This window comes from Mucilaginibacter frigoritolerans, assembly GCF_007830615.1.
In the GTDB taxonomy this organism is placed as follows: domain Bacteria; phylum Bacteroidota; class Bacteroidia; order Sphingobacteriales; family Sphingobacteriaceae; genus Mucilaginibacter; species Mucilaginibacter frigoritolerans.
Genome location: NZ_VLLI01000014.1, coordinates 71,048 through 96,317, shown reverse-complemented (window position 1 = coordinate 96,317; position 25,270 = coordinate 71,048). Strand labels below are relative to the sequence as shown.

At 38.9% G+C, this 25,270-nt stretch carries 16 protein-coding genes; 8 read left to right on the top strand and 8 right to left on the bottom strand.

The annotated features are described in order from the left end of the window. Positions 1–26: 26 nt before the first annotated feature. Together JN11_RS20580 and JN11_RS20575 are read right to left on the bottom strand one after the other, a co-directional pair. Positions 27–974: a lysylphosphatidylglycerol synthase transmembrane domain-containing protein gene (locus tag JN11_RS20580; protein ID WP_144915649.1), complete on the bottom strand. Its 948-nt coding sequence runs from the start codon at positions 972–974 to the stop codon at positions 27–29. An 86-nt stretch (positions 975–1,060) separates the two neighbouring features. Then, entirely contained in the window at positions 1,061–1,477 is a 417-nt protein-coding gene (locus tag JN11_RS20575) for a DUF1003 domain-containing protein (RefSeq protein WP_144915648.1), read from the bottom strand. A gap of 157 nt (positions 1,478–1,634) precedes the next feature. Between JN11_RS20575 and JN11_RS20570 the strand changes: the two genes are divergently transcribed. Next, positions 1,635–2,678: an ATP-binding cassette domain-containing protein gene (locus JN11_RS20570; protein WP_144915646.1), complete on the top strand. Its 1,044-nt coding sequence runs from the start codon at positions 1,635–1,637 to the stop codon at positions 2,676–2,678. Between the two features lie 162 nt (positions 2,679–2,840). Here the strand turns inward: JN11_RS20570 and JN11_RS20565 are convergent, their stop codons facing one another. Next, positions 2,841–3,803, bottom strand: coding sequence for an EamA family transporter (locus JN11_RS20565; RefSeq protein WP_144915645.1), 963 nt, complete (start codon positions 3,801–3,803; stop codon positions 2,841–2,843). A gap of 4 nt (positions 3,804–3,807) precedes the next feature. Further along, positions 3,808–4,290, bottom strand: a complete 483-nt coding sequence (locus tag JN11_RS20560; RefSeq protein WP_144915643.1) for an Lrp/AsnC family transcriptional regulator — start codon at positions 4,288–4,290, stop codon at positions 3,808–3,810. Between the two features lie 167 nt (positions 4,291–4,457). Here JN11_RS20560 and JN11_RS20555 point away from each other — a divergent pair, with 167 nt between their 5' ends. Further along, positions 4,458–5,987 carry a carboxylesterase/lipase family protein gene (locus JN11_RS20555; RefSeq protein WP_144915642.1) on the top strand — a complete coding sequence of 510 codons (1,530 nt, stop codon included), beginning with the start codon at positions 4,458–4,460 and terminating at the stop codon, positions 5,985–5,987. A 198-nt stretch (positions 5,988–6,185) separates the two neighbouring features. Here JN11_RS20555 and JN11_RS20550 read toward each other — a convergent pair whose 3' ends face one another. Both JN11_RS20550 and JN11_RS20545 read right to left on the bottom strand, forming a co-directional pair. Next, complete coding sequence (locus JN11_RS20550) at positions 6,186–7,472, bottom strand: metallophosphoesterase (protein WP_144915640.1); 1,287 nt, start codon at positions 7,470–7,472, stop codon at positions 6,186–6,188. 110 nt (positions 7,473–7,582) lie between these two features. After that, positions 7,583–8,569: a GlxA family transcriptional regulator gene (locus JN11_RS20545; protein WP_144915638.1), complete on the bottom strand. Its 987-nt coding sequence runs from the start codon at positions 8,567–8,569 to the stop codon at positions 7,583–7,585. Between the two features lie 138 nt (positions 8,570–8,707). On the opposite strand from JN11_RS20545, the gene JN11_RS20540 reads away from it, so the two are divergent. After that, positions 8,708–9,088, top strand: coding sequence for a VOC family protein (locus JN11_RS20540; protein ID WP_144915637.1), 381 nt, complete (start codon positions 8,708–8,710; stop codon positions 9,086–9,088). Between the two features lie 10 nt (positions 9,089–9,098). Here the strand turns inward: JN11_RS20540 and JN11_RS20535 are convergent, their stop codons facing one another. Continuing rightward, on the bottom strand, positions 9,099–10,970 hold the full coding sequence (locus tag JN11_RS20535) for a M1 family metallopeptidase (RefSeq protein WP_144915635.1): 1,872 nt from the start codon (positions 10,968–10,970) through the stop codon (positions 9,099–9,101). A 99-nt stretch (positions 10,971–11,069) separates the two neighbouring features. Further along, entirely contained in the window at positions 11,070–11,831 is a 762-nt protein-coding gene (locus JN11_RS20530; protein WP_144915633.1) for an NUDIX hydrolase, read from the bottom strand. Positions 11,832–12,032: 201 nt separating this feature from the next. Between JN11_RS20530 and bglX the strand changes: the two genes are divergently transcribed. The 5 genes from bglX to JN11_RS20505 all read left to right on the top strand — a co-directional run bounded on the left by bglX (position 12,033) and on the right by JN11_RS20505 (position 25,255). Then, the gene (gene bglX, locus JN11_RS20525; RefSeq protein ID WP_144915632.1) at positions 12,033–14,333 is read left to right on the top strand and encodes a beta-glucosidase BglX; all 2,301 of its coding nucleotides are present in this window, start codon (positions 12,033–12,035) and stop codon (positions 14,331–14,333) included. Positions 14,334–15,139: 806 nt separating this feature from the next. Further along, entirely contained in the window at positions 15,140–18,394 is a 3,255-nt protein-coding gene (locus JN11_RS20520; RefSeq protein WP_144915630.1) for a SusC/RagA family TonB-linked outer membrane protein, read from the top strand. A gap of 26 nt (positions 18,395–18,420) precedes the next feature. Continuing rightward, positions 18,421–20,256, top strand: a complete 1,836-nt coding sequence (locus tag JN11_RS20515; RefSeq protein WP_144915628.1) for a RagB/SusD family nutrient uptake outer membrane protein — start codon at positions 18,421–18,423, stop codon at positions 20,254–20,256. Between the two features lie 90 nt (positions 20,257–20,346). Then, entirely contained in the window at positions 20,347–23,928 is a 3,582-nt protein-coding gene (locus JN11_RS20510) for a VCBS repeat-containing protein (protein WP_144915627.1), read from the top strand. Positions 23,929–23,935: 7 nt separating this feature from the next. Then, entirely contained in the window at positions 23,936–25,255 is a 1,320-nt protein-coding gene (locus JN11_RS20505; RefSeq protein ID WP_144915625.1) for a vanadium-dependent haloperoxidase, read from the top strand. Positions 25,256–25,270 lie beyond the last annotated feature (15 nt).

Below are 25,270 nucleotides of genomic sequence, written 5' to 3'. Positions count from 1 at the left end.
TAATGTGTCTCCGTTTTTAATGATGATTAATTATCAATTTTTTCTGCCGGCAAGCCATCCTGCAAACGGCTTGGACGTATTACATAATAAAGTCCTGATAAGGCTACTACAAGCGAGATGAGGTAAAATGAAATGCTTAAGAATACAGCGAGGCCAACATTCATATTTAACCAGCCAGCTAATACTTTAAATATATATTCGCGGATACCGGCACCGCCTACTGATATGGGCAATACTGCAGCAAGAGCCGAAAGCAGGAATGATAACAGGTAAGGTGCAAATTTGCCATGAAAATCCTGCCCCATCAACACGCAGATAATCGTAATTACCTGGCACGATTGCACTAAAATGGCTTTTAAATGGCCCTTAAAGAAATGTTTAGTAAAATCTTTAAAGAACATTTTAACTACTATGTAGTAGATGGCTGACGCTACCACAAATGCCGCTAATAATAACGGAATGCTTACTGGAATAAGCGGAATGAATATCCTTAAAGCTACTACAATTAAGCCGATAGCCCATAGGCCGCTCAGTCTGTCGAACAAAATAGCCATGAAAACCTTTTTTGTTGGGAAATTATAGCTTTTATGCAACAGGTAAATTTTATATCCGTCGCCACCTATGCCACCCGGAAGCAGGAGATTATAAAATATGCCTAAAAGATATAAGCGGAAATTGAAGCGTGGGTTTAAGCGCAAATCTATCGACTTAAAAAAGCTTAGCAGACGCCACGAAGAAGCCACCATAGAGAAGAAATAGAATACAACACCGCCAAACATCCAATAATAATTGGCATTTACCAGCCTGTTTTTCACTTCACTAAAAGGTACTTTACTAAAAACCCAATAAAGCAATGCAGAAGTTACGGCAATCTTTAAAATGGTTTTAACTACATTCCAAAGTTTTTGCTTACGCGTTTTCGGGGTTATTTCGGCTTCAGCTTCGTTGGCTATGGCGTCTTCAATATGTGTCATTGTGGGCAAAACTACTAAAAAGCAAAGATTTGTTGTTTAGTGAAAAGTTAAATACCGTTAAAATGTTTTACAACACTTGTTTAGCTTTATGCTTTGGCTTCTGTTTTTTGCAAAATGGCCAGTATTTTATCTAGTTTATCAATCTCAATGGAGTTCAGTTTTTCCAGCAGCTCTTCAATTTCTTTTTTGGCTTCCAGGTTGGTTTGATAGTCGGCATTGGCTTGTGTGCGGTCACGTTCGTTTTGGCGATTTTGGGCCATCATAATGATAGGTGCAGCATAAGCAGCCTGTGTTGAAAAGAGCAGGTTAAGTAAAATATAAGGATACACATCCCAATGGTAAATAAAGCCAACAACATTGGCAATCATCCATAAAACAACTATTGCTGTTTGGATAATAATAAATCTCCACGATCCCATTCCACAGGCTACTGAATCTGCCAGTCGTTGTCCGAACCCTAAAGTATCTTCATGGTGCTGATGCCACGTTTTGTCAAGTTTCATATGTTGTTTTTTGTTTATGTGGCTAAATATATAATAATTGTGTCAATTGGATATTTCTTTTTATTGATAAACTTTTATAGTTTCGATTCGTATTAGTTACCATCTGCAAAAGCGCAGGCGATAATTTTTTTAACAAAAAAAGTAAAAAGAGCGGGCTATGCATAATGAAATGATCCTGGAGACCATATCGGTTACCAAGAACTATTTTGGCGATAAATCTTCGGGAGTAAACAATGTAACCATCTTTATACCAAAAGGTAAAATAACCGCTATTGTTGGCGAAAGCGGCAGCGGCAAAACTACCTTGTTAAATTTATTATATGGTTTATTGCAGCCTGATGCGGGAGAGGTCTTTTTTAAGGAAGAACGCATACTGAAACGTGAGGAGCAATTGCAGCCAGCACACGAGGCTATGCGACTGGTTACTCAAAACAACCAGGACATGGATTTTTATGCTACTGTTTGGGACAGTGTACGGTCAGGATTATCAGCCAGCGAACTGGGTAAGGACACAGAGCTCAAAAAAATAACCGATTCCTTAAATATGCTGGATATTTTTCCACTTAAAGATATGCCCTTTGGCAAATTAAGCGGTGGCGAAAAACAGCGTGTTACCATAGCCAAAGCATTAATAAGTAAGCCCGAAGTTTTATTGCTTGATGAACCTTTTAACCAGGTTGATGCCACTTACCGCGAAGGGTTGCAACACGATATCAGGTATATTGTAAAGGAGTGGGGTGTAACTGTTGTATTGGTTTCGCATGACCCGGCTGAAATATTATCTATGGCAGATGAACTGATTGTGTTAAAGGAAGGCGAAATAGTGGAGAATGGAAGTCCGGAAGAGCTTTATAATTCGCCTAAGTTGCTATACACGGCTCAGATTTTAGCCAGCAATAGTCAGTTAACATCAGAAGAAGCTAAAAAATGTGGTATCAATTCAAAAAGGGGAACCATCGTTATTTATGCCGATCATGTTAAAATTGTTAAAGGCTTTAGCAGTAAATGGACCGTTAAACAGGTTTTGTTTAAAGGTTTTTATGAAGAGTTGATTATTGAGCGCGATGGTATAATTTTAAGAGCTACCAATTACGCCAAAAGAAAATATCCCGAAGGAAGCAAGATCAATATTAATATTGAGGATTATTTCGAATTCGGAAAATGGGAAAGCCCGGTAAGGTCTTTGCCGAAGGAGGTGTAGAGAGAGCGGTTTTATATCCATCCGTCATCGTGAGGAACGAAACGATCTCTGCACAGGACAATCAACAGAACGGAATATCTTCATTGAACAATAGCTTCTGCTCCCTGATCTGCGTAGTATAGAGATTGCTTCATTCTTAGCAAGGACGCGTGGTGATTTTTTTCATTCTACCTCAGCCAGTACAGCCACATCTACCTTTGGTTTGCGATACTTGGCGAGATTAATTAATAACACGCTTGCCAAAATGATAGCCAGGCCGGTAAACTGAATAAAGGAAATATTTTCACCAGCAAACACCACACCTAATAGTACCGCAATAACCGGGTTAACATAGGCATAAGTACTTACCTGCGTAGCCGGACGAACCTGTAACAACCATACATAGGCACTATAGGCCGTTATTGAACCAAAGATAATCAGGTAAATTAAAGCTCCCCAACTGCTTGCAGGGATCTGGTTCCAGTTTAAATGATCATACTCATGATGTAAAAAACTAACCGGGATATAAATTAAACCAGCCATAATCATTTGCCATGCTGTGCTAACCGAAGCGGATACTGAGGGATGTTTATGTTTGGAATATAAAGAACCGGCAGACCATGAAATAGTGCCCAGTACCAATAATAACATCCATGGTAATTTTGAGTGCGTATCACTGCTCTTAAACAGATCGCCAATTTGTTCGCTAAAAAGCAATATCACCCCGGCAAAACCAATTGCCAAACCGAAAATGGTACTTTTAAGTTTGAAATTGAATGCCCAGTTAGGTTTATCGAGCAGGATGAACCAGATAGGGGCCGATGATACCAAAATAGCCACCATAGCGCTGGGCAGTGTTTGCTCTGTCCAAATCACAATGCCATTGGCCACAAATAATAAAAGCGCACCGGTTACAGCAGCATTAATAATGTCTTTAGCTACAAATATCTTTTCACCCTTTATTATACACCAACTCATCAATAAAAGTCCGGCGGTTGTGAACCGTATGGCTCCCAATATAAACGGGGGTAAACCGCCTTGTACGGCTATCCTGATAAAAAAGTAGGTTGAACCCCAAACCAGGTAAACAATAGCAAATGCAATTACTACTAATAAAATAGACGGACTTTTTGATGATGTTGTCATGGCTTTATTGTTTTTCGGGTATAACCAATTGTTGTTGTTCTTTTACTGTTTCAAGCACAATAGTGGTGCGTGTGCTTAACAGGTTGGGTATTTTGGTGAAGTTATTACGCATCAGGTGCATTAGCGAAGCCGAATCATAGGTGCGCACTTTTACCAGGTAACAATCATCACCTGCAATATGATGTACTTCCTGCACTTCGGGAATTTTTGCCAGCTGTTTGGCGGTATCATTGCAGCCAGGGCCATCCGCAGCTTTCATAAATATAAAGGCCAGCATTTTTTGCTGTAGTGCATTGGGGTTTATGCGGGTGGTATATTGCAAAATGACATTCTTTTGTTCGAGTTTTTTTACCCGCTCCAGCATACCCGAAGGTGCCATATCCAGTTCGCGGGCCAGCTCAGCATTAGAGATACGGGCATTTTCCTGCATCAGGCGTAAAATATGCAGGTCTGTTTTATCCAGTATAATCTCTGTTTCGTTATTCATACTGTAAATTTAATATTTAAATGAATTAAATTCAAAATAAAATTAAAAATTATGAATTATGTTCTTTTGTAATGATCGAAAATTACAAAAAGATGAATGTCCATTGTAATTAAAAAATCACATGACCTATAATGTATATTGCTTAATTTTAGCTGCCTGAAAATTTTATGATGAACAAATCCTTTAAAATAGCCGCCGCCTTTTTACTTATTCCAATCGTTTTCATTTGCCGGGCATCGGCACAAAATATTGACCCTATTGTTAAAACCGATAGGGGGTACATTAAGGGATTAAATGAGGATGGGATTGCTGTATTTAAAGGTATCCCATATGCTGCGCCACCTGTTGGTCCGTTACGTTTTAATCCTCCAGTTGAACACGGGGTTTGGAAGGATACTTTGTCTGCACAGAAATTTGGATCTGTAGCTACTCAAAATGCGGGCAAAAAAGTGATTGGCTCTGAAGATTGTTTGTCGCTCAATATTTATGCACCCAAAATTGATCATCAAAAACGTGCGGTGCTGGTTTGGGTACATGGCGGCAGCATGACAGCAGGGGCGGGAAAAGGCGAAAACGGCCATGCCTTTGCGGATAAGGATGATATTGTTACTGTAACCATTAATTACCGCCTGGGTGTTTTTGGTTTTATGTACCTGGGCGATTTAAATAAAGATTATGCCACATCAGGCAATAATGGCACGCTTGATTGTATAATGGCGCTTAGCTGGATAAAACATAATATCGTAGCCTTTGGCGGCGACCCAAACAGGATTACCCTAATGGGGGAATCGGCAGGGGCAAAACTGATCAGTGCGGTACTGGTTTCACCAAAATCAAAAGGATTGTTTCAACAATATATTGCCGAAAGCGGCTCGGTACAATGCATCAGGGATACGGTTACAGCCAGGCACGAGCGATTGAGAGTATTGCATGCTATGGGCAAAGGGCGTTATGATATACAAACCTTATTAAAATTACCTGCTGATTCATTAATGAAAGCGCAGGGAATTGCCTGCAGTGGTATTGGTGGTAACTCGTTTTTCGGTCCGGTAGCGGATGGGGTAATTATAAAAGGCGATCCGTACCAATATGCTGCCGGTAAAAATATGCCGCGGATAAAAGCACTGATTGGTACTAATAAAATTGAAGCGGCACTGTTTATGGCCGGTGATGATCCTTTGCAGCACCCGGATACCGGAATTTTAAGATCGCTTTTTGGGGAGGATTACCCAATGGTTTATAAAGCCTATCAACTGGAATTAAAAACCAATGCCCCGTATGATGCCGCGGCGAAAGTACTTACCCAGTATATGTACCAGATGCATAGCTACAGATTTGCCAAAGTATTGGTGCAAAACAGGATACCCGTTTGGATGTACCGTTTAAATTATGATAAGGCCAGTAATTTGGGTGCTGCCCATGCTGCTGAGCTACAATTTGTTTGGAACAACCCGGGCTTAGCCTCATCACCGGATATGGTGAAAAAACAATTGGCAACCAATATGCATAAAGCTTGGGTGGCGTTTATAAAAACCGGTAATCCCAATGGTGGTACATTGCCGCAGTGGCCCAATTATAGTAATGATGCCAGGCAAATTATGTCGTACGATAGTACCAGCAAAGCTATTGGTTTAAAAGAGATTTATGATGATAAGAATTTTCCTTCGGCGGTTTTTGTGTTGAAAGGGAATAACTGACCCAATCCACGCTGCGCTGGATCTGCCCTCTCTCCCGCAAACGGCAAAGAGGGTTGGGAAAGGGTTTATTTCTCTTTTTAATTCCCTCTTTACGACTTGTCGTAGAGAGGGATGTCGAGCGAAGCAATGACAGGGTGATTCTATTCTGCGAGCGATATTAACGTGAATGCATTGGCAATCGCATTGGAGACCTCAAACCTAAATTTCAGATTTATCATCCTTCGCATTTCCCTTCTTTAAAGTAATCACCGTAATTTCTGGCCAGATGCCTAACCGGCCTGAAAAAGCTAAAAAGCCGAAGCCGCGGTTTACGTAAAGGTATCGGTTCTTTTCGTTTACCAGACCGGCCCAGTCCACATAGCGGTATTGTACCGGACTCCATCTGAAACCTGCAACTTCTACTCCAAATTGCGCTCCATGGGTATGACCTGCAAGTGTTAAGTGGATGGTTGTCGGGTTATAACGTACTTTTTCTTCCCAGTGGGAGGGGTCGTGCGACAGGAGGATCTTAAAGGCGTCTTTATCTACACCGCGTAAGGCTTTATCTAAATCGCCAATCTGTATAAAGCCCTTGCCCCAATTTTGCACACCGATAAGGGATATTTTCTGCCCATTTTTCTCAATTTCTACATTTTCATCAAGCAATAAACGGTAGCCCAGTTCTTTATGGTGTTGTTTTAATTTATCGAGATTGGCTGCTTTTTCGGCTTCACTGACCCATTCAATATAATCACCATAATCATGATTTCCCAAAATAGAAAATTGCCCATAAGGCGCTTTCAGCTGACCGAAATTTTTGATGTAGGGTTCAATTTCCCAGGCAGCATTGTTCACCAAATCACCGGTAAAAACAAAGAGGTCGCTTTTTTGAGCTTTCGCCAAATCAATGCCTCTTTGCATGGCTTCGGTATTGTCAAAACTACCGGAATGAATATCAGAAAGCTGGGTAATGGTAAAACCGTCAAATGCCTCAGGCAAATCATTAAAATATAGTGTGGTACGGTGTACTTTGTAATCATACTTGCCCTTAAACATGGCATACAGAAAGCCGGTAAAAGGAATAGCAGCGGTTAGTATGGCTATCTCGCTGATAAATTTACGTCTTGCAGGGAAAAAGGGCTCAATTATTTTGTCTTTAGGCTTAATGATGTTGTTCACTATACCATAAAAGAAACGACCAATATCGCCCAATAACAAAATAAGCACGAATATAAGCTTGGTGACGAAAAAGGTAATAAAGAAACTTAATACCCATTCATGAAACGGTGTCATTCCCTTCGCGGTACTAAAGCTGCCGAAACCTAAAATAAAGAGCGCAGTAACGCCAATGGAGATTAGGAGATAACCTAATGTTACTACTTGTCGCCAACGGGTTGATTGCCAATCGAGTGTAAAGGTTCTGAGGCCGTTAAAAACGTACCAGTCCAGCAGCAAGCTTATGGCTGCAATAATTAAAAACACCCTGATGATACCGCCTCCGTGCATATTTTTGATATTAAAAGCTGCAATTTATAAAAGGAAAGGTAATTGGAGGGTAAAAATTATAAGTGGAAGTATTAAGTGTTCACGGCGTTCATGTATTCATTTTTAAACACTTACATAATGCCCGTCATTTCCCTATTATACTTATTCCGATAATTCACTGGCGATAACCCTGTTATTTTCTTAAATATAGTTCTGAAAGCTTTACTATCTGAATAGCCAACCGAATACATCACCTCATTAATGTTTTCTCTACTTGATTCGAGGCTTTTTTTTGCTGCTTCAATTTTTACACGCTGCAGGTATTCAACAGGGGTATTGGAGGTGGCTTTTTTAAATCTGCGTTCGAAATTGCGGCGGCTTATAGCAAACATTTCAGACAGCTGATCAACGGATATTTTGTTGTTGACGTTGTTCTCCATAAATAATTGTGCCTTTTTAATAGACTCATCTTCATGATCTTTTTGGCCAATAAATATGGCAAACGGCGACTGGCTTTTTCTTTCTATTTCAATCTCCAGCATTTTTGAACAATAAACAGCCATTTCACGTCCGCAAAATTTTTCTACCAGGTAAATCATCAGGTTCAGAAAAGAGTATGCGCCGCCACTGGAGTAAATACCCATTTCGTCTATAATTATTTTTTCGTGTTGTAGTTTTACATCCGGAAAAGCTTGCCTGAAAGCGTCGGCGGCCATCCAGTGCGTTGAACAACTGCGGCCATTTAATAGGCCTGTTGATGCCAGCAAAAAGGCGCCCGTGCAAAGGCTTGCTATTTCGGCTCCACGGTTAAACATTTCCTTTATCCAAGGGATGTAGGCCTGGTTTAACTGAAGGCATGATTCAATATCTCCTGAAAAGGCCGGTATCACAATTAAGTCCGTTTGGTGCACTTCACTAATCAGTGCTTCAGGGCGCACAATAAACAAACCTTCATATAACGATGTTTCATTACTCAGTCCAACCAATTGTATTTTAAAAAAAGGTTCTTTATTCTGTCTTTTGAGTGTGCTGTTTACTGTATTAAACACTTTAAAAGCGCCAATTACACTGCTTAATATACAGGGGCTATTTGGAACCAGTATAGATACATGTTTCATAATAAAGGATTTATTGCTTATTCAAACTTACACTATTGGTTTGTCGCAATCAACCCCTTAGGTTGTCGTATTTATACGTTATGGTTATAAATTATTGATGGTAGCTTTGGTATATAAAATCAACCTAAAAACAAAAATATGGATGCATCAGTGAATATTTTAAACTGGTTTGAAATATCTGTTAATGATATAGCCAGAGCAAAGAAATTTTATGAAGCAGTATTCGACATCAAAATGGAAGATTCAGAAATGATGGGTATGAAAATGGCTTTTTTTCCATTTGATATGAATGGAAAAGTTTCCGGAGGCCTGGTGCAAGGGCCTTATCATAAGCCCAGCGCAGATGGTGCTAAAATTTATCTGAACGCGAACCCAGATCTGCAGATTGCATTAGAGAAAATTGAGACCGTAGGCGGCCAGATCACTATGCCCAAAACAAAAATAAGCGACGAGGTTGGCTTTATGGCCTTTTTTGTTGATACAGAAGGTAATGGCGTAGCCCTACACTCAAATAATTAATGGTTACTAATTATTGTGCAAGCCAAACATTATTGGTCTTATCAACATCGGGATCATAGCCGTTGCCTAAAACTAATTTTTGAACTTTCTTTTCAGCAATAAAAGGAATTATTACCGTTTTATTGCCGTCTTTCCAACAGGAAATGCTTTGATGGATAATTTGGCTGCTGTTATCATCGTAATAAACAGTTAAATCAACGGGTACCGGTTTGGTGCCGATATTACTTACTGTTATGGTGTACTTGTTTTGATCAATATCTACCTTGCTGATTGCCTGATCTGGAACACCCGAGTCGAAGAACCAGCTTTTCCAAAACCAGTTAAGATTTACGCCCGCGCCTGTGTTCATACAATTGAAAAAGTCATAAGGCATAGGATGCTTGCCGTGCCAGTTAGCAATATAATAATGCAAAGCCTTTGTAAATAATTCATCGCCCAGCATATCCCTTACATAAAGATAGCCCAAAGCAGGTTTAGGATATGAATTAGTCATATAGGCAATTCCGTCTAACTGGGTGCTTAATGTTGCAATCGGCGCATCTTCTTCTTTGCCGGCATTATTTTCGTAATCATTAACGGCATACAGATCTGTTATTTTAGGATCGATAATAGGACTGATCACCCATTCGCCAATAGTGGCCCAGCCTTCATCCATCCAGGCGTATTTAGTTTCATTAATGCCCATATAAAATGGAAACATGGAATGAAATATTTCGTGATCTGTCAGTTCTATATCGTCGTCCGATTTTTCATAAGGAGCATCGTTAACCATCATAGGATATTCCATCTGGTCGAGCCCGTCAAAAACGGTTTCATGCGGAAAAGGGTAGGGCCATTTGGGGAAACTATAGCTCATGGTTTCAACTGTTTTCCGCGCATAATTGATTACATTAAAATAGCTTTTATGTTCGGGGTTAAACACGGCGTCTACCCTAATACGTCTTCCCGTTTTAGGATCAACCACTAAACTTGATGATTTCCACAAGTAATGATTGCTGATGGCGAAAGCAAGATCCGTAACGCTATCCGCTTCAAACTTCCAGGTGTTGCTGGTTTTATTTTGGGTGATATTCCCCTCAGCAAGGTCTTCAGCATTAATTATACTGGTTACCTTATCGCTGAAAGCAGCCGAGTTTAAACGTTTGGCATATTTTGGAGTGTAAACCTGGTTCGCATTTTTTAAATTCCCGGTTGCCCAAACTTCATAATTGCCTGGAACAGTAATTTCTGCATTAAAATGACTGAAATCATTATAAAACTCCTGTGTACCCTGGTAATGATTGCGGTTCCATCCGTCAATATCATCATATACAGCTATCCGCGGAAAAAAGTAAGCAATAAAAAATGCACCGCTATCTACCTGCCCGGTACGGATATGGGAGGTTTTATTTAACGTATACGAATAAGTAATATCAAAATGTATAGATTGCTTTGGTAGTAGTGGTGTTTTAACAATCATGTTAGTTCCGTCAATTGCCCATTGATCTGTGCTTTGTTGCTGATTGTTTATACTAATCTGTTGTATTTTAACACCATCAGTGATGTCATCGCCATTTATCGGCATATTACGGATAGATCCTTTTTTATACAGATTGGGATATAAATTGAAATGAATCTCTTTTAATGAATCAGGACTGTTATTTATGTAATCGATAGATACTGTTCCGTTAAGATCGCGGCTTTTAGGATCAAATTTTACCTTTATAGTATAATCTGCACTGTTTTGCCAATAGTTTTTTCCTGGTTCTCCGCTGCTTGTCCTGTTTCCGTTAGTATATGTTGCCTTTATATTTGAAGGCAGTGGTAATGAGTTTTGAGCGAAGCTGACGGAGCTGCAGATGAGTGCGCCTATTAATAAAATGAACTTATGTACAATCTTCATTAAGGGGTATTTATTTTTATCTGTTAACTATTATGTGCTTAGTGAAGATTGAAAACTTGTTTTTAAGTAATTCAAATAATACAAACTAAACCTTATTATTTACCAGCCTCCTTTAAACCCTTCGGTTAAAGCAGCTTTATAATTTTCAAGATCAAACGAATAAAGATATGGTGCTTTATGTGCCCCGCCTTTACGTGGTTGATCCGATCTGGTCAAAATGCTAAAACCAAGCATCCGGCGCTGGAAATTACGCCGGTCCAATTTTTTATCCAATATAGTTTCATACAATTTCTGCAGTTCGGGCATGGTAAACTCCTTAGGCATCAGGTTATAGCCAATAGGCTGATAATTTAACTGAAGCCGTAAAGTATCCAGCGCAGTTTTTAATATCAGTGCATGGTCTAGCTTTAATTCAGGCAGATCATTTAAATCGCGCCAGGAACATTTGGCTGCAAATTGATCAGGTGCAGGATTCGTTTCGCAAAAATCAACCAGGGCATAGTAGCCAATGGTTAAAAATCGATTAGTGAACCAGTTTTCTTCAGGGGCTATCATGTCCTTATACATATCAAAATGTTGCTTTGACCTGTCGGGATCGCCAAAAACATGAAATTGCTGTAAAAATATTTCATCCAAACCTGTGCGTTCTTTCAGAATCCGGTTTGCCGCCATTTCAATGGGTTCTTTTTTTAACAAAAAACCTCCGGGCAGGTACCATTCGCCTTCGTCTTTTACTTCCAAAAGCAATACTTTCATCAGGCCTTCATGAAAACCAAACACCACGCAATCAATGGAAATATGCGCCAGATAGTTTTCGCGGGCACCTGCACAATACTCTTTAAGTTCTTTTTCAGTTAACATTTTTGCTATTGTACAAAAATACTTTGATTATTTAAATTATAATATTACAATTGTGTCTATAATACACTTTGATTTATATAGTCCAAACCAATTATCTATTAACAGTTTAAAGTTTCTATTATAACAGGCATTGAAACTGCTTGTTAATTTATTCGCTGCCTTTATTTTATCAGAGATTAAAAAATCATAATTTATCAGAATATGACTAACTATTTGTCAACTTTTAAAACCGCATTACTCTCTATTCTAGTATTGTCACTTTTAAATGCTTCGGCACAAACAAAGAACGATGATGCAAAGATGAATGCATTTGTTACCAATTTAATGAGCAAAATGACGCTTGATGAAAAAATTGGTCAGTTAAATTTGGTAACCATGGGGCGGCCCATTACAGGCTCTGTGGTAAATAATGGCGTTGAAGAACGAATTAAAAAAGGGGAAATTGGTGGCGTGTTTGGTGTTTACGGAACCGAATATGTTTCTAAAATACAAGATCTGGCTGTTAAAGAATCGCGTTTGCATATTCCATTAATATTCGGGTTGGATGTTATCCATGGTCATCGTACCATATTTCCTATCCCATTAGGCATTTCTGCAACCTGGGATATGGCTTTAATTCAGGAATCGGCGCATATTGCAGCTAAGGAAGCTACTGCCGAAGGTTTAAACTGGGTTTTCTCGCCAATGGTTGATATTGCACGGGATCCGCGCTGGGGACGTATCTCAGAAGGATCGGGCGAAGACCCATGGTATGGTTCGCAGGTAGCTAAGGCAATGGTTAAAGGTTACCAGGGTAATAATATGAAAGATGGCGATGCAGTAATGGCTTGCGTAAAGCACTTTGCATTATATGGTGGTGCAGAAGCCGGCCGTGAATATAATACCGTTGATATGAGCCTTAATAAAATGTACCAGGACTACCTGCCACCTTATAAAGCAGCACTTGACGCAGGAGCAGGTAGTTTTATGAGCTCATTTAATACGATAAACGGCATGCCCGCAACCGTTAATAAATGGTTACTGACCGATTTGCTTCGCAAACAATGGGGTTTTAAAGGTTTTGTAGTATCTGATTATACTGCAGTAAATGAAGTAACCAATCATGGGTTGGGCGATCTGCAAACGGTATCGGCATTGGCATTAAAAGCAGGCCTTGATATGGATATGGTTGGCGAAGGGTTTTTAACTACGCTTAAAAAATCATTAAAAGAAGGAAAAGTAACCCAGCAGGAAATAGATATTGCCTGCCGTCGGGTACTTGAAGCTAAATATAAACTGGGTTTATTTGATAACGCAAATAAGTCAATAAATGCGGATAGGGAAAAGCAGGATGTATTAACAGATGAGAACCGCCAGTTTGCTCGTAAAATTGCTGAACATTCTTTTGTATTATTAAAAAATAAAGCGCAAACCCTGCCACTTAAAAAATCAGGAACTATTGCGCTGATAGGTCCGCTGGCCAATAATCATTCAGAAATGCTGGGTACCTGGGTAATAGCCGGCGATCCTGAAAAATCAGTAAGTGTGATGGAGGGTGTAAAAAACGTAGTAGGTAGCAGCGTTAATATTTTATACGCCAAGGGCTCAAATATTACGGATGATTCTTTATTAGGTGCACGTGCATTCCCATTTGGGTTAAACCAGATGAAAGATAAACGTTCACCACAGGAATTGATTGACGAAGCTGTAGAAACAGCTAAAAAAGCTGATGTTGTTGTTGCAGTAGTAGGAGAGTCTGCAAACATGTCGGGAGAGTCTTCAAGCCGCTCTGATATCACTATACCTGAAAATCAACGCGATTTGCTAAAAGCTCTTGCAAAAACAGGAAAACCTTTAGTGATTGTATTATTTAATGGCAGGCCACTAGCCTTACCATGGGAGAATGAACATGCAGATGCAATACTGGATGCTTGGGCTCCGGGTACTGAAGCAGGTAATGCTATAGCCGATGTGCTTTTTGGTAATTATAATCCGGCCGGTAAAATAACAGCTACATTCCCATTAAGTGTTGGGCAGATACCGATTTATTATAATCATAAAAATACAGGCAGGCCATTTAGTGGTAAAGGACCGGCTAAATTCAAATCAGATTACCTGGATATTTCCAATAACCCGCTTTACCCATTTGGTTATGGATTAAGTTACACCACCTTTAATTATAGCGATGTGAAATTGAGCAAAACTGATCTTAAGGGAAATGAAACACTCAAAGCCACAGTAACAATAACCAATACAGGGAAATTTGCAGGTGAAGAAGTTGTGCAATTATATATCAGCGATCCGGTTGCAAGTGTTAGCCGTGCCGTAAAAGAGTTAAAAAACTATCAGAAAATAAACCTCCAGCCAGGTGAGAGCAAAGAAGTGTCGTTTAACGTTACCACAAACGATCTGAAGTTTTACAATAATGATTTAGTATATGATTGGGAGCCGGGGCAATTTATTGTTCAGATAGGTACCAATTCAAACGAAACTCATTCAGCTTCGGTACAATGGTCTAAATAAATAAAAATAGGCTTTTAATTGAAAAAAGGGCTTTCTGCTTATAAGCGGAAAGCCCTTTTTTCTGTTAATCATAATGCAATAAAGTACACTGCGATTATAAAGAAATGTTGTTTAAATATTGATTTGGTTGAGTTTATCTGGGGCTATTTTCAATTGTTTTAAGTGTTTAACATAAAGTGATGAAATTTTAACACTTCAAAAAAACGGATTGCCTACTTTCAAAAGGGTATGTAATAATTAAAAAATAGGGACACAAATGACATTTTTATCATTTGTGGAACTTTGAAACTGCTTTTTGCCACGATATTGTATTGTATAACGACAATGTTACATTTCTATTTTTTTAATTCGATGTTGATTTTGTTAACAGTTTGATAATGTTAAGGCAATCAATGGCGGGTTTTGTTATTCACTTAACCAATAAAATAATTATTTTGTAATTCTTATAAAATTACTTGTGTAAACAGTACACACTATTTACATTAGTATCAATGCCAATGTAGTTTTTTGCATCAGCAAAGGATTAAAGAAACCTGATAGTATTATAACATTTATTGAAGTAGCCGTCACCTTTTTTAGCGGGCGGAAAATGAGGTAACGATAAGTTTTTAATTTATTAAAGTAAATTACATGATAAAACTTTTACATTTTTTCCTACATAAATATTTTTTGTTGCCCAACCTTTTTTACAGGGTTAATATCATGGTTTCTCTTAAACCTCCTGATATTAAGTTACAGCATTAATTCTAATCTCACAGAATAACAAGCTTAAAATCAAATAAATTAATCAACTAAATCTCAATCTCATGTTTAAAAGTTTACTCCTAAAGGGAAGAACGCTATGCTTGCTGCTATGCTGCTTAGTTTCTTCATTGGTAGTTACAGCACAAACAAAACAAACAGGTAAAGTTATCGGCAGCGATGACAAATTACCTATTGTTGGGGCCTCCGTAAGGATCAAAGGTACTAACACAGGTGCAGTAACAGATGTTGACGGTAATTTTACCCTCTCATTATCTCAAGGCAATGTACTCGAAATAAGTTACATTGGTTTCCAAACAAAAGAGGTCGTATTTAAAGGCGGCCCCCTAACTATCTCACTTGAACCATCTACCAGTACTCTGAATGAGGTAGTGGTAACAGGTTATCAGACACAAGTTAAGAAGGATATTACAGGTGCTGTAGGTATAGTGGATATCACTGATGCCAAGAAAGTGCCTGTTACTTCTTCTGAACAATTGTTGCAAGGCCAGGTTTCTGGTGTTACTGTTATTAACCAGGGTGCTCCTGGCGCTCCAAGTACAGTATTCGTTCGTGGTGTAGGTAACTTCGGTAACACTACTCCATTGTACGTTATTGACGGAGTTCAAAGTAGCAGTATGTCGCAGGTAAACCCAACCGATATAGAAAGTATCACCGTATTGAAAGATGCCGGTTCTGCTGCTATCTACGGGGTTGCCGGTGGTAATGGTGTAATTGTTGTTACTACTAAAAAAGGTAAACCAGGTAAAACTGTTATTAGCTATGATGGCTACGTTGGTCAACAGAGAGCTTTATCTGGAAATGTATGGCACTTAATGAATCCTACTCAGCAGTCAATATTAACTTTTGAAGCTGGTGATGCCGGTGGCGAAACGCTTTATCCTGGTGGTGCGGGTACGTTACCTACATATGGTTACCATGGTACTACAGCTTATGGAGCTTTTGGGGCAGCAGGTGTTACTAATGACCCTACAATAGCTGGTGGTTATCATTTCGACGCGGCCAATCCAAATAACGACTTCCTGGTACAGAAATTTAATCAGGCAGGTACAGATTGGTTCCACGAAATTTTTAAAAATGCTTTACAACAAAGCCATACTGTTACAGCTAGCGGCGGTACAGACCATAGTACTTTCTTGTATTCATTGCAATACTTAGATCAGGATGGTACATTGATTGATACTTACGAAAAACGTTATCAGTTACGGGTTAACAATACTTATAGCGTATTGAATAACAAAGTTCGTTTCGGCGAAAACGGTTATGTATTTTACAGGAACAATGTTGGTGGTAGTCCATACAACCAGCAACAAGAAGGTGGTAGTATATCAGAAACATACCGCGAAATGCCAATTATCCCGGTTTATGATTTAGCTGGCAATTATGGTGGCGGTTATGCTGGCCCTAGCGGTGAGCCACTTGGTAATGCAAGCAATCCAGTTGCTATGCAACAAAGAAATGCAAACAACCTGAACAGAACCTGGAATATGCAGGGAACTGTATTTGCTGAAGCCGACTTCCTGAAGTATTTTACTGCCCGTACTGCTTTTAGCGGTAACGCAAGCAATAACTTCTACCAGATTGTTGGTTACAACACTTACGAAAACTATGAATCTCATACCTCTCCTAACAACTATGATGAGGCTTCAAATTATTTTTTCAACTACAACTTTACCAACACCCTTACTTACAAACAATCTTTTGGTAAACACACCATTAGTGCTTTTGCAGGTTACGAAATAAAGAAAACCGGTGGTCAGCAAGTTGGTGGATATGCAACAAATTTTATCTCTTTAGACCCTGCATATCTTAGTTTAAATCAAACAACTTTACCAACCTCTATCAGTTTGCAAGGTGGTAATGGCACCTACCTTGTTCAGCCTACAGGTACTGAATCTTATTTTGGCCGTGTTGATTATAGCTATGCTGATAAGTACTTATTTGGTGCAACTATACGTCGTGACGGATATTCAGAATTTTACCCTGGTCGTCAATGGGGTACTTTCCCATCAGTTTCATTAGGATGGCGTGCTTCGCAAGAAGATTTCTTGAAAGGTGTAAGCTGGTTACAAGAACTTAAACTGCGCGGTAGCTACGGTGAAAGCGGATACAATGGAAACATCGGCGGTGCAAACGCTGTTAATACCTACGGATCAAGTTTTGGTGCTACTGACTACGCTATTACAGGTGCTTTAAGTACATTGACAACTGGTTATGCTCAAAGTACTATCGGTAACCCTAAAACCACATGGGAAACAGATAAAGTGCTTAATATTGGTGTAGATATGTCAGTTATTAACCATTTAGATTTCACTGCTGAATATTACAGGAAACAGTCTTCTGGCTTATTGTTCCAACAAACATTGCCTTCAACCGCAGGTGGCGCAACTGCTCCTTATGTAAATATTGGTACTGTAGAGAATAAGGGTTTTGATTTTAGTGCTACTTATCATGATGCAATTGGTCGTGATTTCAGATTTAGCCTTACTGCTAACGTCTCTGCATACAAAAACAACATTACCAATATTACCCAAACTCAATACTTATTTGGTGGTTCACGTATCGGTGCTTTCGTAGAGGAGAAACAAGGTTTGCCTATAGGCGAATTTTATGGTTATAAGATTAATGGTATTAACCAAAATACTGCTCAGTTAAATTCTACACCTAACCTTTCTGGTTCAGTAGTTGGTTCTTACATTTATCAGGATACTAACCATAATGGAATAGTTGATGCAAGTGATGAAACTGCTATTGGTAATCCAAATCCTAATTTTACTTACGGTTTAAATATCAATGCTTCTTATAAGCATTTTGATTTCTCAATGGTATTATATGGATCACAAGGAAACAAGGATTTTAACTATATCAAATGGTGGACCGATACTTATAACAGTTTCCCAGGTGGTAAACAACTTAACTTGTTAACCAATTCTGCAACAGTAGTTAATGGACAGGTTACTAACCCTGGCGCAACTCAAGAGGCTTTAAATGTTTCTACCACTCCGCCAAGTACTTTCTATATTGAAAATGGTTCATTCTTAAAGTGCCGCGTGGCTCAAATCGGTTATACTTTTGATCCAAACTGGTTAAAGGCAATCGGAGGAGGCAAATTGCACGTTTATATACAAGGAACAAACTTGTTTACCATTACAAAATATACAGGTCCTGATCCTGAATTGGTACCTTCAATTACAAATAATGGTTCCGGTGCAACCGCAAGTTCTTCATTTGGTGTTGATTGGGGCGCGTATCCTACTAATCAAAGAGCTTATATAATTGGTGTTAACGCGTCATTTTAATGATTAAAAAAGAAAACAACATTGTCATGAAAAAATTAAATTATAAAATTCTGGCTTTAGGTTCATTAATTTTCTTTACAGCGGGATATTCTTGTAAGAAAATTTTGAATTCAACTCCCGCGGGGGCGTTAGCTGCGAGTACGCTTGCCAATAAAGCCGGCGTGGACGGATTACTAATAGGTGCATATTCATTGTTGGACGGATATTATAGCGGGCAACCGGGTACTAACTACGGATCTGGTATAAGCAACTGGACTTATGGTGGGGTTGGTGCTGATGATGCCTATAAAGGGTCAACAACCAATGACCAGGCACCAGATTTGCCTGCAATTGAACAACACGCTGGTATTTCCTTAACCAATTCTTATCTGCAGTCTAAATGGCAGGTTTGCTATGCTGGCGTTCAGCGTGCCAACAACGTTATACAGGAAGTGCCTTTAGTTACTGATGGTTCTGAAGCTGGTACAGTAGGCCAAAATGCCATTGCTGAAGCCCGTTTTTTACGTGCTATATATCATTTTGAATTAGCCAAAATATGGAGAAATGTTCCATATGTTGACGAAACAGTTACTTACGCTGCTGGTAATTATAACGTTCCTAACCCAGGTCCGATATGGGATAAAATTGAGGCCGACTTTGCGTTTGCTATGACGGTATTACCTAAAACTCAACCACAGGCTGGTCGTGCTAATTACTATGCCGCTGAAGCATTTTTAGCAAAAGCGTATGTTTATGATCACCAATATGCAAAAGCGCTACCATTGTTAACTGATTGTATTAATAATGGTGTAACAGCAAGTGGTGCGAAATATGCTTTGGAACCATTTAATAATAACTTCAATGCATCAACTAAAAATGGTCCTGAATCGGTATTTGCTGCTCAAATGTCAGTAAGTGATGGTTCAAATGGTCAAAATGATGATGCTGGAGATGTATTAAACTTCCCAGGTGGTGGTACTTATACCAGCTGTTGCGGTTTTTATGTACCTTCATATCATTTAGCTAATGCTTATAAAGTTGATGCTAATGGTTTGCCAATGTTTCAGATTGATGCGGCTACAGGTTTCCCAACTTATGATGATGTTAACCTGCCTAATGACCACGGTGTTGCTGCTACTGCTTCATATACTCCTACTAACGTAGCGGTAGATTCACGCCTGGACTGGACAGTGGGCCGCCGCGGTATTCCATATCTTGATTGGGGACTGTGTGGTGGTGAGCCATGGACTCGTGGTGACCTTGTTCCATATACTCCTAAGAAAAACTCGTTCTATGAAGCTGTTGCTACAGCTACTACAGATAACTATGGTACCTGGGCTACTAACCAGGGTTCAGCTAACAACTATAGTATTATGCGTTTTGCTGATGTTATTTTGTTGCGTGCAGAGTGTGAAGTTGAAACAGCCGCTTTGTCTGCTGCTGAAAGTGATGTGAATTTAGTTAGGGCCAGAGCTGCTGATCCAACCGGATGGGTACATACTTATATTGATAATACTAAACCTCAAGGTGGTTTTACCAATACTCCTGCTGCTAATTATGTAGTAGGATTGTATTCAGGTCAATTTTCGGCAAACGGCCAGGCTTATGCCCTTGCTGCTGTTATGACAGAAAGACAACTTGAGTTCGGTATGGAAGGTCAACGTTTCTTTGATCTTCAGCGTCAGGATGGTGCTACAGGTGGACCTTTAGGTACTGGCTATATGGCTGGAGTATTAAATACTTATTACAAAAGCGATACCCGTATTGCTAATCCTGTGCTTAGTACTGCGAAATTTACAGCAGGCAGAGATGAGTTTTATCCTATCCCTCAGCAAGAAATACAAGCTGAGAATGGAAAATTAAAACAGAATCCTAATTATTAATAGCTAAGGATCTTATACAAAAGGGAGAGATAAAATCTCTCCCTTTTTTTTTATCTTAGCCTACCATTGTTACTGTTTTTTAAACGCTAAATGAAATTTCCCTATTATCTTTTATTAGTTTTTTTTGTAGCAATAATAGCTTCCTGCAAAAAAAAAGAAACCTTATTTGAACAGATTCCATCGTCTTATTCGGGTGTGAATTTTAACAATAAAATAATTGAAAATGATACGATAAACCCTTTAGATAAACTGAATATTTATAATGGAGGCGGCGTTGGCATAGGTGATTTTAATAACGATGGTTTGCCCGATATTTATCTTGTAGGCAACCAGGTATCCAATAAATTATACATTAATAAGGGTAACATGAAATTTGTTGATGTTACTAAAGAAGCAGGTGTAGGCGGCCTTGGTGGCTGGGGCAGAGGAGTTGCTATTATCGATATTAATAACGATGGTTTGCCCGATATTTATGTGTGCAATACATTACTGAATGATTCTGTAAAAAGAACCAATTTGCTTTATATCAATCAGGGGCCGGATAAAAACGGTGTTCCTCATTTCAAAGAAATGGCAAAGGAATATGGCCTGGATATTAAGCTTCACTCCACAATGGCTTCATTTTTCGATTATGATAATGATGGCGATCTGGACATGTATCTAACTGTTAATTCAGCGCAATCAAGTGATAACACATCATCATTCAGGCCTGTTGTTAAGGATGGCTCCCGTTCAAGTACTGGGCATCTTTATAGAAATGACTGGGATCCAATTTTAAAACATCCTGTTTTTCATGATGTATCAAAACAAGCAGGTATTTTAATTGAAGGTTATGGACATGCGGCTACTACTATTGATATTAACCGCGATGGGTGGAAAGATATTTATGTTACCAATGATTTCTTATCCAACAATATACTATACATAAACAACCACGACGGTACATTTACCGACAAATCAAAGGTGTACTTTAAACATACCTCAACAAGTGCAATGGGTCAGGATATCGAGGATATGAATAATGATGGCCTTGCTGACGTTTTTGAGCTTGATATGGAGCCCGAAGATAATTACAGGAAGAAGATGTTTATGGCGCCCAATAATTATCAGCTATATCAAAACTTTGATTACTACGGTTATCAATACCAATACAACCATAATACCCTGCAAATTAATCAGGGACCCAGATTAGGTCAAAATGACTCCATTGGCGATCCTGTTTTTAGTGAAACAGCTTACTTGTCTGGAATATCACAAACAGATTGGAGCTGGTGTCCTTTAATAACCGATTTTGATAATGATGGCTACCGCGATGTGGTAGTAACCAATGGCTATCCCCGCGATGTAACCGATCATGATTTTACGACTTTCAGGGCCGAAGCATTTCTGGTAGCATCAAAAAAGCAGGTACTTGACCAGATCCCAATAGTGAAAATTCCAAACTACGCCTACAAAAATAATGGTAACCTTCAGTTTACTGATGTTACTAAAAGTTGGGGACTTGATGTGCCAACTTTTTCAAATGGCGCTGCTTATGCCGATTTGGATAATGATGGCGATATGGATATGATCATCAGCAATATTGATGATGAGGTATTGATTTATAAAAATACATCAAGGGAAAAAGATAAAAGCAATAGTCACTTTTTAAATATCAGGTTCCATGGCAGTGCTCAAAACCTTGACGGAATAGGTGCTTGGGCCGATATTTATTATAATCATGGCAAACACCAGGTATATGAAAATAATCCTTTCAGAGGGTACCTGTCAACCATACAAAATATTGCCCATTTTGGATTAGGAAAAGATAGTTTACTGGATTCGGTAGTTATCAGATGGCAAAATGGAAAAAAACAGCAATTAAAAAATGTAAAGGCCGATCAGTTTTTAAACGTAAGTATAACAAATGCTAAAGAGCCTTATACATTTGCGCAGCCTTTAATAAACAATAAGTCATTATTTCACGAAGTAACCAAATCTGCAGGCATCACCTATAAACATAAAGAAGATGACCTGGTTGATTTTAATATCCAAAAACTGTTACCTCATAAATTATCACAATATACACCTGCCATAGCAGTAGGGGATGTTGACGGAAACGGCTTTGATGATATGGTTATTGGAGGTACATCCAAATACCCGGCTCAGCTGCTTTTACAGCAACCTAACGGAAAATTTATTCAGCGTGATTTATTGCCTCCCGGAAAAAACAATATAGATGATCATTTTAAGGATGAGGGTTTATTATTGTTTGATGCTAATGGCGACGGTAAACTGGATTTATACATTGCAAGTGGCGGTTATGAAAAACAGCCCGGTTCGCCTTCATACCGCGATAGACTTTATATTAACGATGGCAAAGGGAACTTTACAGAAGAGCCTGATGCTTTACCCAAAAACTTTACCAGCAAACTCTGTGTAAAAGCTATTGATTATAATAAGGACGGTAAGCTTGATCTTTTTGTATCGGGCCGTGTTGAGCCATGGAATTATCCTAAACCGGTATCCAGTATTATTTTACGTAATGACAGTAAGAACGGGCATGTGAAATTTACAGACGTTACTGCATCTGTTGCCAAAGAGTTAAAAGATATTGGGTTGGTATGTGATGCTATATTTACTGATTTTGATAATGACGGCTGGCCTGATTTGATCCTCACCGGTGAATGGATGCCTGTAACTTTTTTAAAAAATGATCATGGTGTATTTAAAAACGTTACTGATAAAACCGGGATAAGTGACAAATATGGCTGGTGGAACTCCATTGTTGCAGGTGACTTTAATCACGACGGTAAAACAGACTATATTGTTGGCAATACCGGCCTAAATACATTTTATAAGGCTACCGATAAATATCCTGTTTATATAACAGCTAAGGATTTTGACAATAACGGCAGTTTTGATGCTTTCGCTTCAGTTTATTTAAAAGACCAGGAAGGCGCATTGCAAGAATTTCCTGTAAATACCCGTGATGATATTGTTAAGCAAATGATTGGAATGCGCGTTAAGTTTCAAAATTATAAATCGTTTGCAGTAGCCACAATGGATTCCGTTATAACGCCCGAAATGCGTAAAGGTGCCATAAGACTAAAGGCGAATATGCTGCAATCATGCTATTTGCAAAATGAGGGCAATGGTAAATTTACCATGGTGCCATTACCTATTGAGGCCCAAATATCTCAGCTCAATGGAATGGTTGTAGATGATTTTGATGGAGATGGGAACTTAGATGTAGCAATAAACGGCAATGACTATGGAACTGATATTACTACAGGCCGGTATGATGCCTTTAATGGTTTAGTGTTGAAGGGTGATGGGAACGGGCACTTTAAACCCTTAACAATTCTGCAAAGCGGAATTTATATTCCCGGTGATGGTAAAGCATTGGTGAAATTGCAGGGTGCTAAAGGCAATTACTTGCTTGCTGCCAGCCAAAACAGGGATGCATTGAAACTATTTGAATTAAAAAGACCTGTAGAAACTGTGAAATTACAACCGTTGGATGTGTATGCTACCATTAAGTATAAAAATGGCACAGCAAGTAAACAAGAGTTTTATAACGGTACATCATTCCTTTCACAATCAGGAAGATTTTTCAATATTGATAAAAATATGACAAGCGTTACTATTACAGATAGTTACGGACATTCACGTAAAATCCCTATAAATTAATTTTTTTATGAGACGCTTTAAAATTTTAGCCTTTATAACTGGTGTAATTCTGCTTGCAGGATGTGCCCAAAAGCCAAAGGCCGTATTGTTAAGTGATGCAGATGTTTTGCATCAAAATGAAAATCAACTAACACAGGTAATTATTTACGATGTATTTACACCGCCTGTAGCCAGTAGGATTTATGGCTACACGGCATTGGCTTCTTATGAGGCAATGAGATATGCGGATCCTAAATATAATTCAATAATTACCCAGCTGAAGGGCTTTGCGAATCCACCAGCACCCGAAAAAGGGAAAAAATATAATTATGCTTTAGCAGCTACAAAGGCCTTTTTTACAGTAGCGCATAAGGTTACCTTTTCTGTTGATACCTTAAAGAAATATGAAAATAAAGTTTATGCGATGTACAAGGATAATCTGGATGATTCAACCTATACGCGCTCTGTAGATTTCGGAGAAAAGATAGGTAAAACCATCCTTAAAAGGGCTGCCGTTGATGATTATCCGCAAACACGTGGTAAACCTAAATACCTGGGCGAAAACAGCCCGGCTAAGTGGCGCCCAACCCCTCCTGATTACATGGATGGCGTTGAATTTTGCTGGGGAGATATGAAAGTGTTTGCTATTGAATCGTCTTCACAGTTTTCACCTGGTCCGCCGCCGGCTTACAGCGAAGATAAAAATAGCCCTTATGTAAAACAATACACCGAGGTTTATAATACCAATAAAAACTTAACCGCTGAGCAGAAAAAAATAGCCACTTTTTGGGATGATAACCCTTTTGTAATACAGCATAACGGCCATATGATGTTTGCCGATAAAAAAATTACGCCGGGTGGCCACTGGATTGGTATTACAACAATTGCCTGTAAACAAACACATGCAAACGGCGTGAAAACCGCGTTGGCTTATGCTTTAACTTCCATTGCGCTATATGATGCCTTTATTTGCTGCTGGGAAGTGAAATACAAGTACAGCTATGCCAGGCCGGTTACCAATATCAACGAAAAAATAGATCACTATTGGTTGCCATTATTGCAAACACCTCCGTTTCCAGAATATACAGCAGGCCACTCAACCATAAGTGCAGCTTCTGCAACAGTATTAACCCATTTATTTGGTGATAACTTTGCATTTCAGGATACAAGCGACCTACACTATATAGGTATGCAGCGCCATTTTAATTCTTTTATCCAGGCATCAGACGAAACAGCGATGAGCCGTTTTTATGGTGGTATCCATTATCTAAATAGCTCACTCACCGCCGCCGTTCAGGGTAAGCAAATAGGCAACTATATCTGGCAAAAACTAAAATTAAACAATTAAATAATCTTCAAATAT

Coding starts and splice junctions, on each gene's coding strand:
- JN11_RS20580 (WP_144915649.1), bottom strand. CDS start 974: ATGACACATATTGAAGACGCCATAGCCAACGAAGCTGAAGCCGAAATA.
- JN11_RS20575 (WP_144915648.1), bottom strand. CDS start 1,477: ATGAAACTTGACAAAACGTGGCATCAGCACCATGAAGATACTTTAGGG.
- JN11_RS20570 (WP_144915646.1), top strand. CDS start 1,635: ATGCATAATGAAATGATCCTGGAGACCATATCGGTTACCAAGAACTAT.
- JN11_RS20565 (WP_144915645.1), bottom strand. CDS start 3,803: ATGACAACATCATCAAAAAGTCCGTCTATTTTATTAGTAGTAATTGCA.
- JN11_RS20560 (WP_144915643.1), bottom strand. CDS start 4,290: ATGAATAACGAAACAGAGATTATACTGGATAAAACAGACCTGCATATT.
- JN11_RS20555 (WP_144915642.1), top strand. CDS start 4,458: ATGATGAACAAATCCTTTAAAATAGCCGCCGCCTTTTTACTTATTCCA.
- JN11_RS20550 (WP_144915640.1), bottom strand. CDS start 7,472: ATGCACGGAGGCGGTATCATCAGGGTGTTTTTAATTATTGCAGCCATA.
- JN11_RS20545 (WP_144915638.1), bottom strand. CDS start 8,569: ATGAAACATGTATCTATACTGGTTCCAAATAGCCCCTGTATATTAAGC.
- JN11_RS20540 (WP_144915637.1), top strand. CDS start 8,708: ATGGATGCATCAGTGAATATTTTAAACTGGTTTGAAATATCTGTTAAT.
- JN11_RS20535 (WP_144915635.1), bottom strand. CDS start 10,970: ATGAAGATTGTACATAAGTTCATTTTATTAATAGGCGCACTCATCTGC.
- JN11_RS20530 (WP_144915633.1), bottom strand. CDS start 11,831: ATGTTAACTGAAAAAGAACTTAAAGAGTATTGTGCAGGTGCCCGCGAA.
- bglX (WP_144915632.1), top strand. CDS start 12,033: ATGACTAACTATTTGTCAACTTTTAAAACCGCATTACTCTCTATTCTA.
- JN11_RS20520 (WP_144915630.1), top strand. CDS start 15,140: ATGTTTAAAAGTTTACTCCTAAAGGGAAGAACGCTATGCTTGCTGCTA.
- JN11_RS20515 (WP_144915628.1), top strand. CDS start 18,421: ATGAAAAAATTAAATTATAAAATTCTGGCTTTAGGTTCATTAATTTTC.
- JN11_RS20510 (WP_144915627.1), top strand. CDS start 20,347: ATGAAATTTCCCTATTATCTTTTATTAGTTTTTTTTGTAGCAATAATA.
- JN11_RS20505 (WP_144915625.1), top strand. CDS start 23,936: ATGAGACGCTTTAAAATTTTAGCCTTTATAACTGGTGTAATTCTGCTT.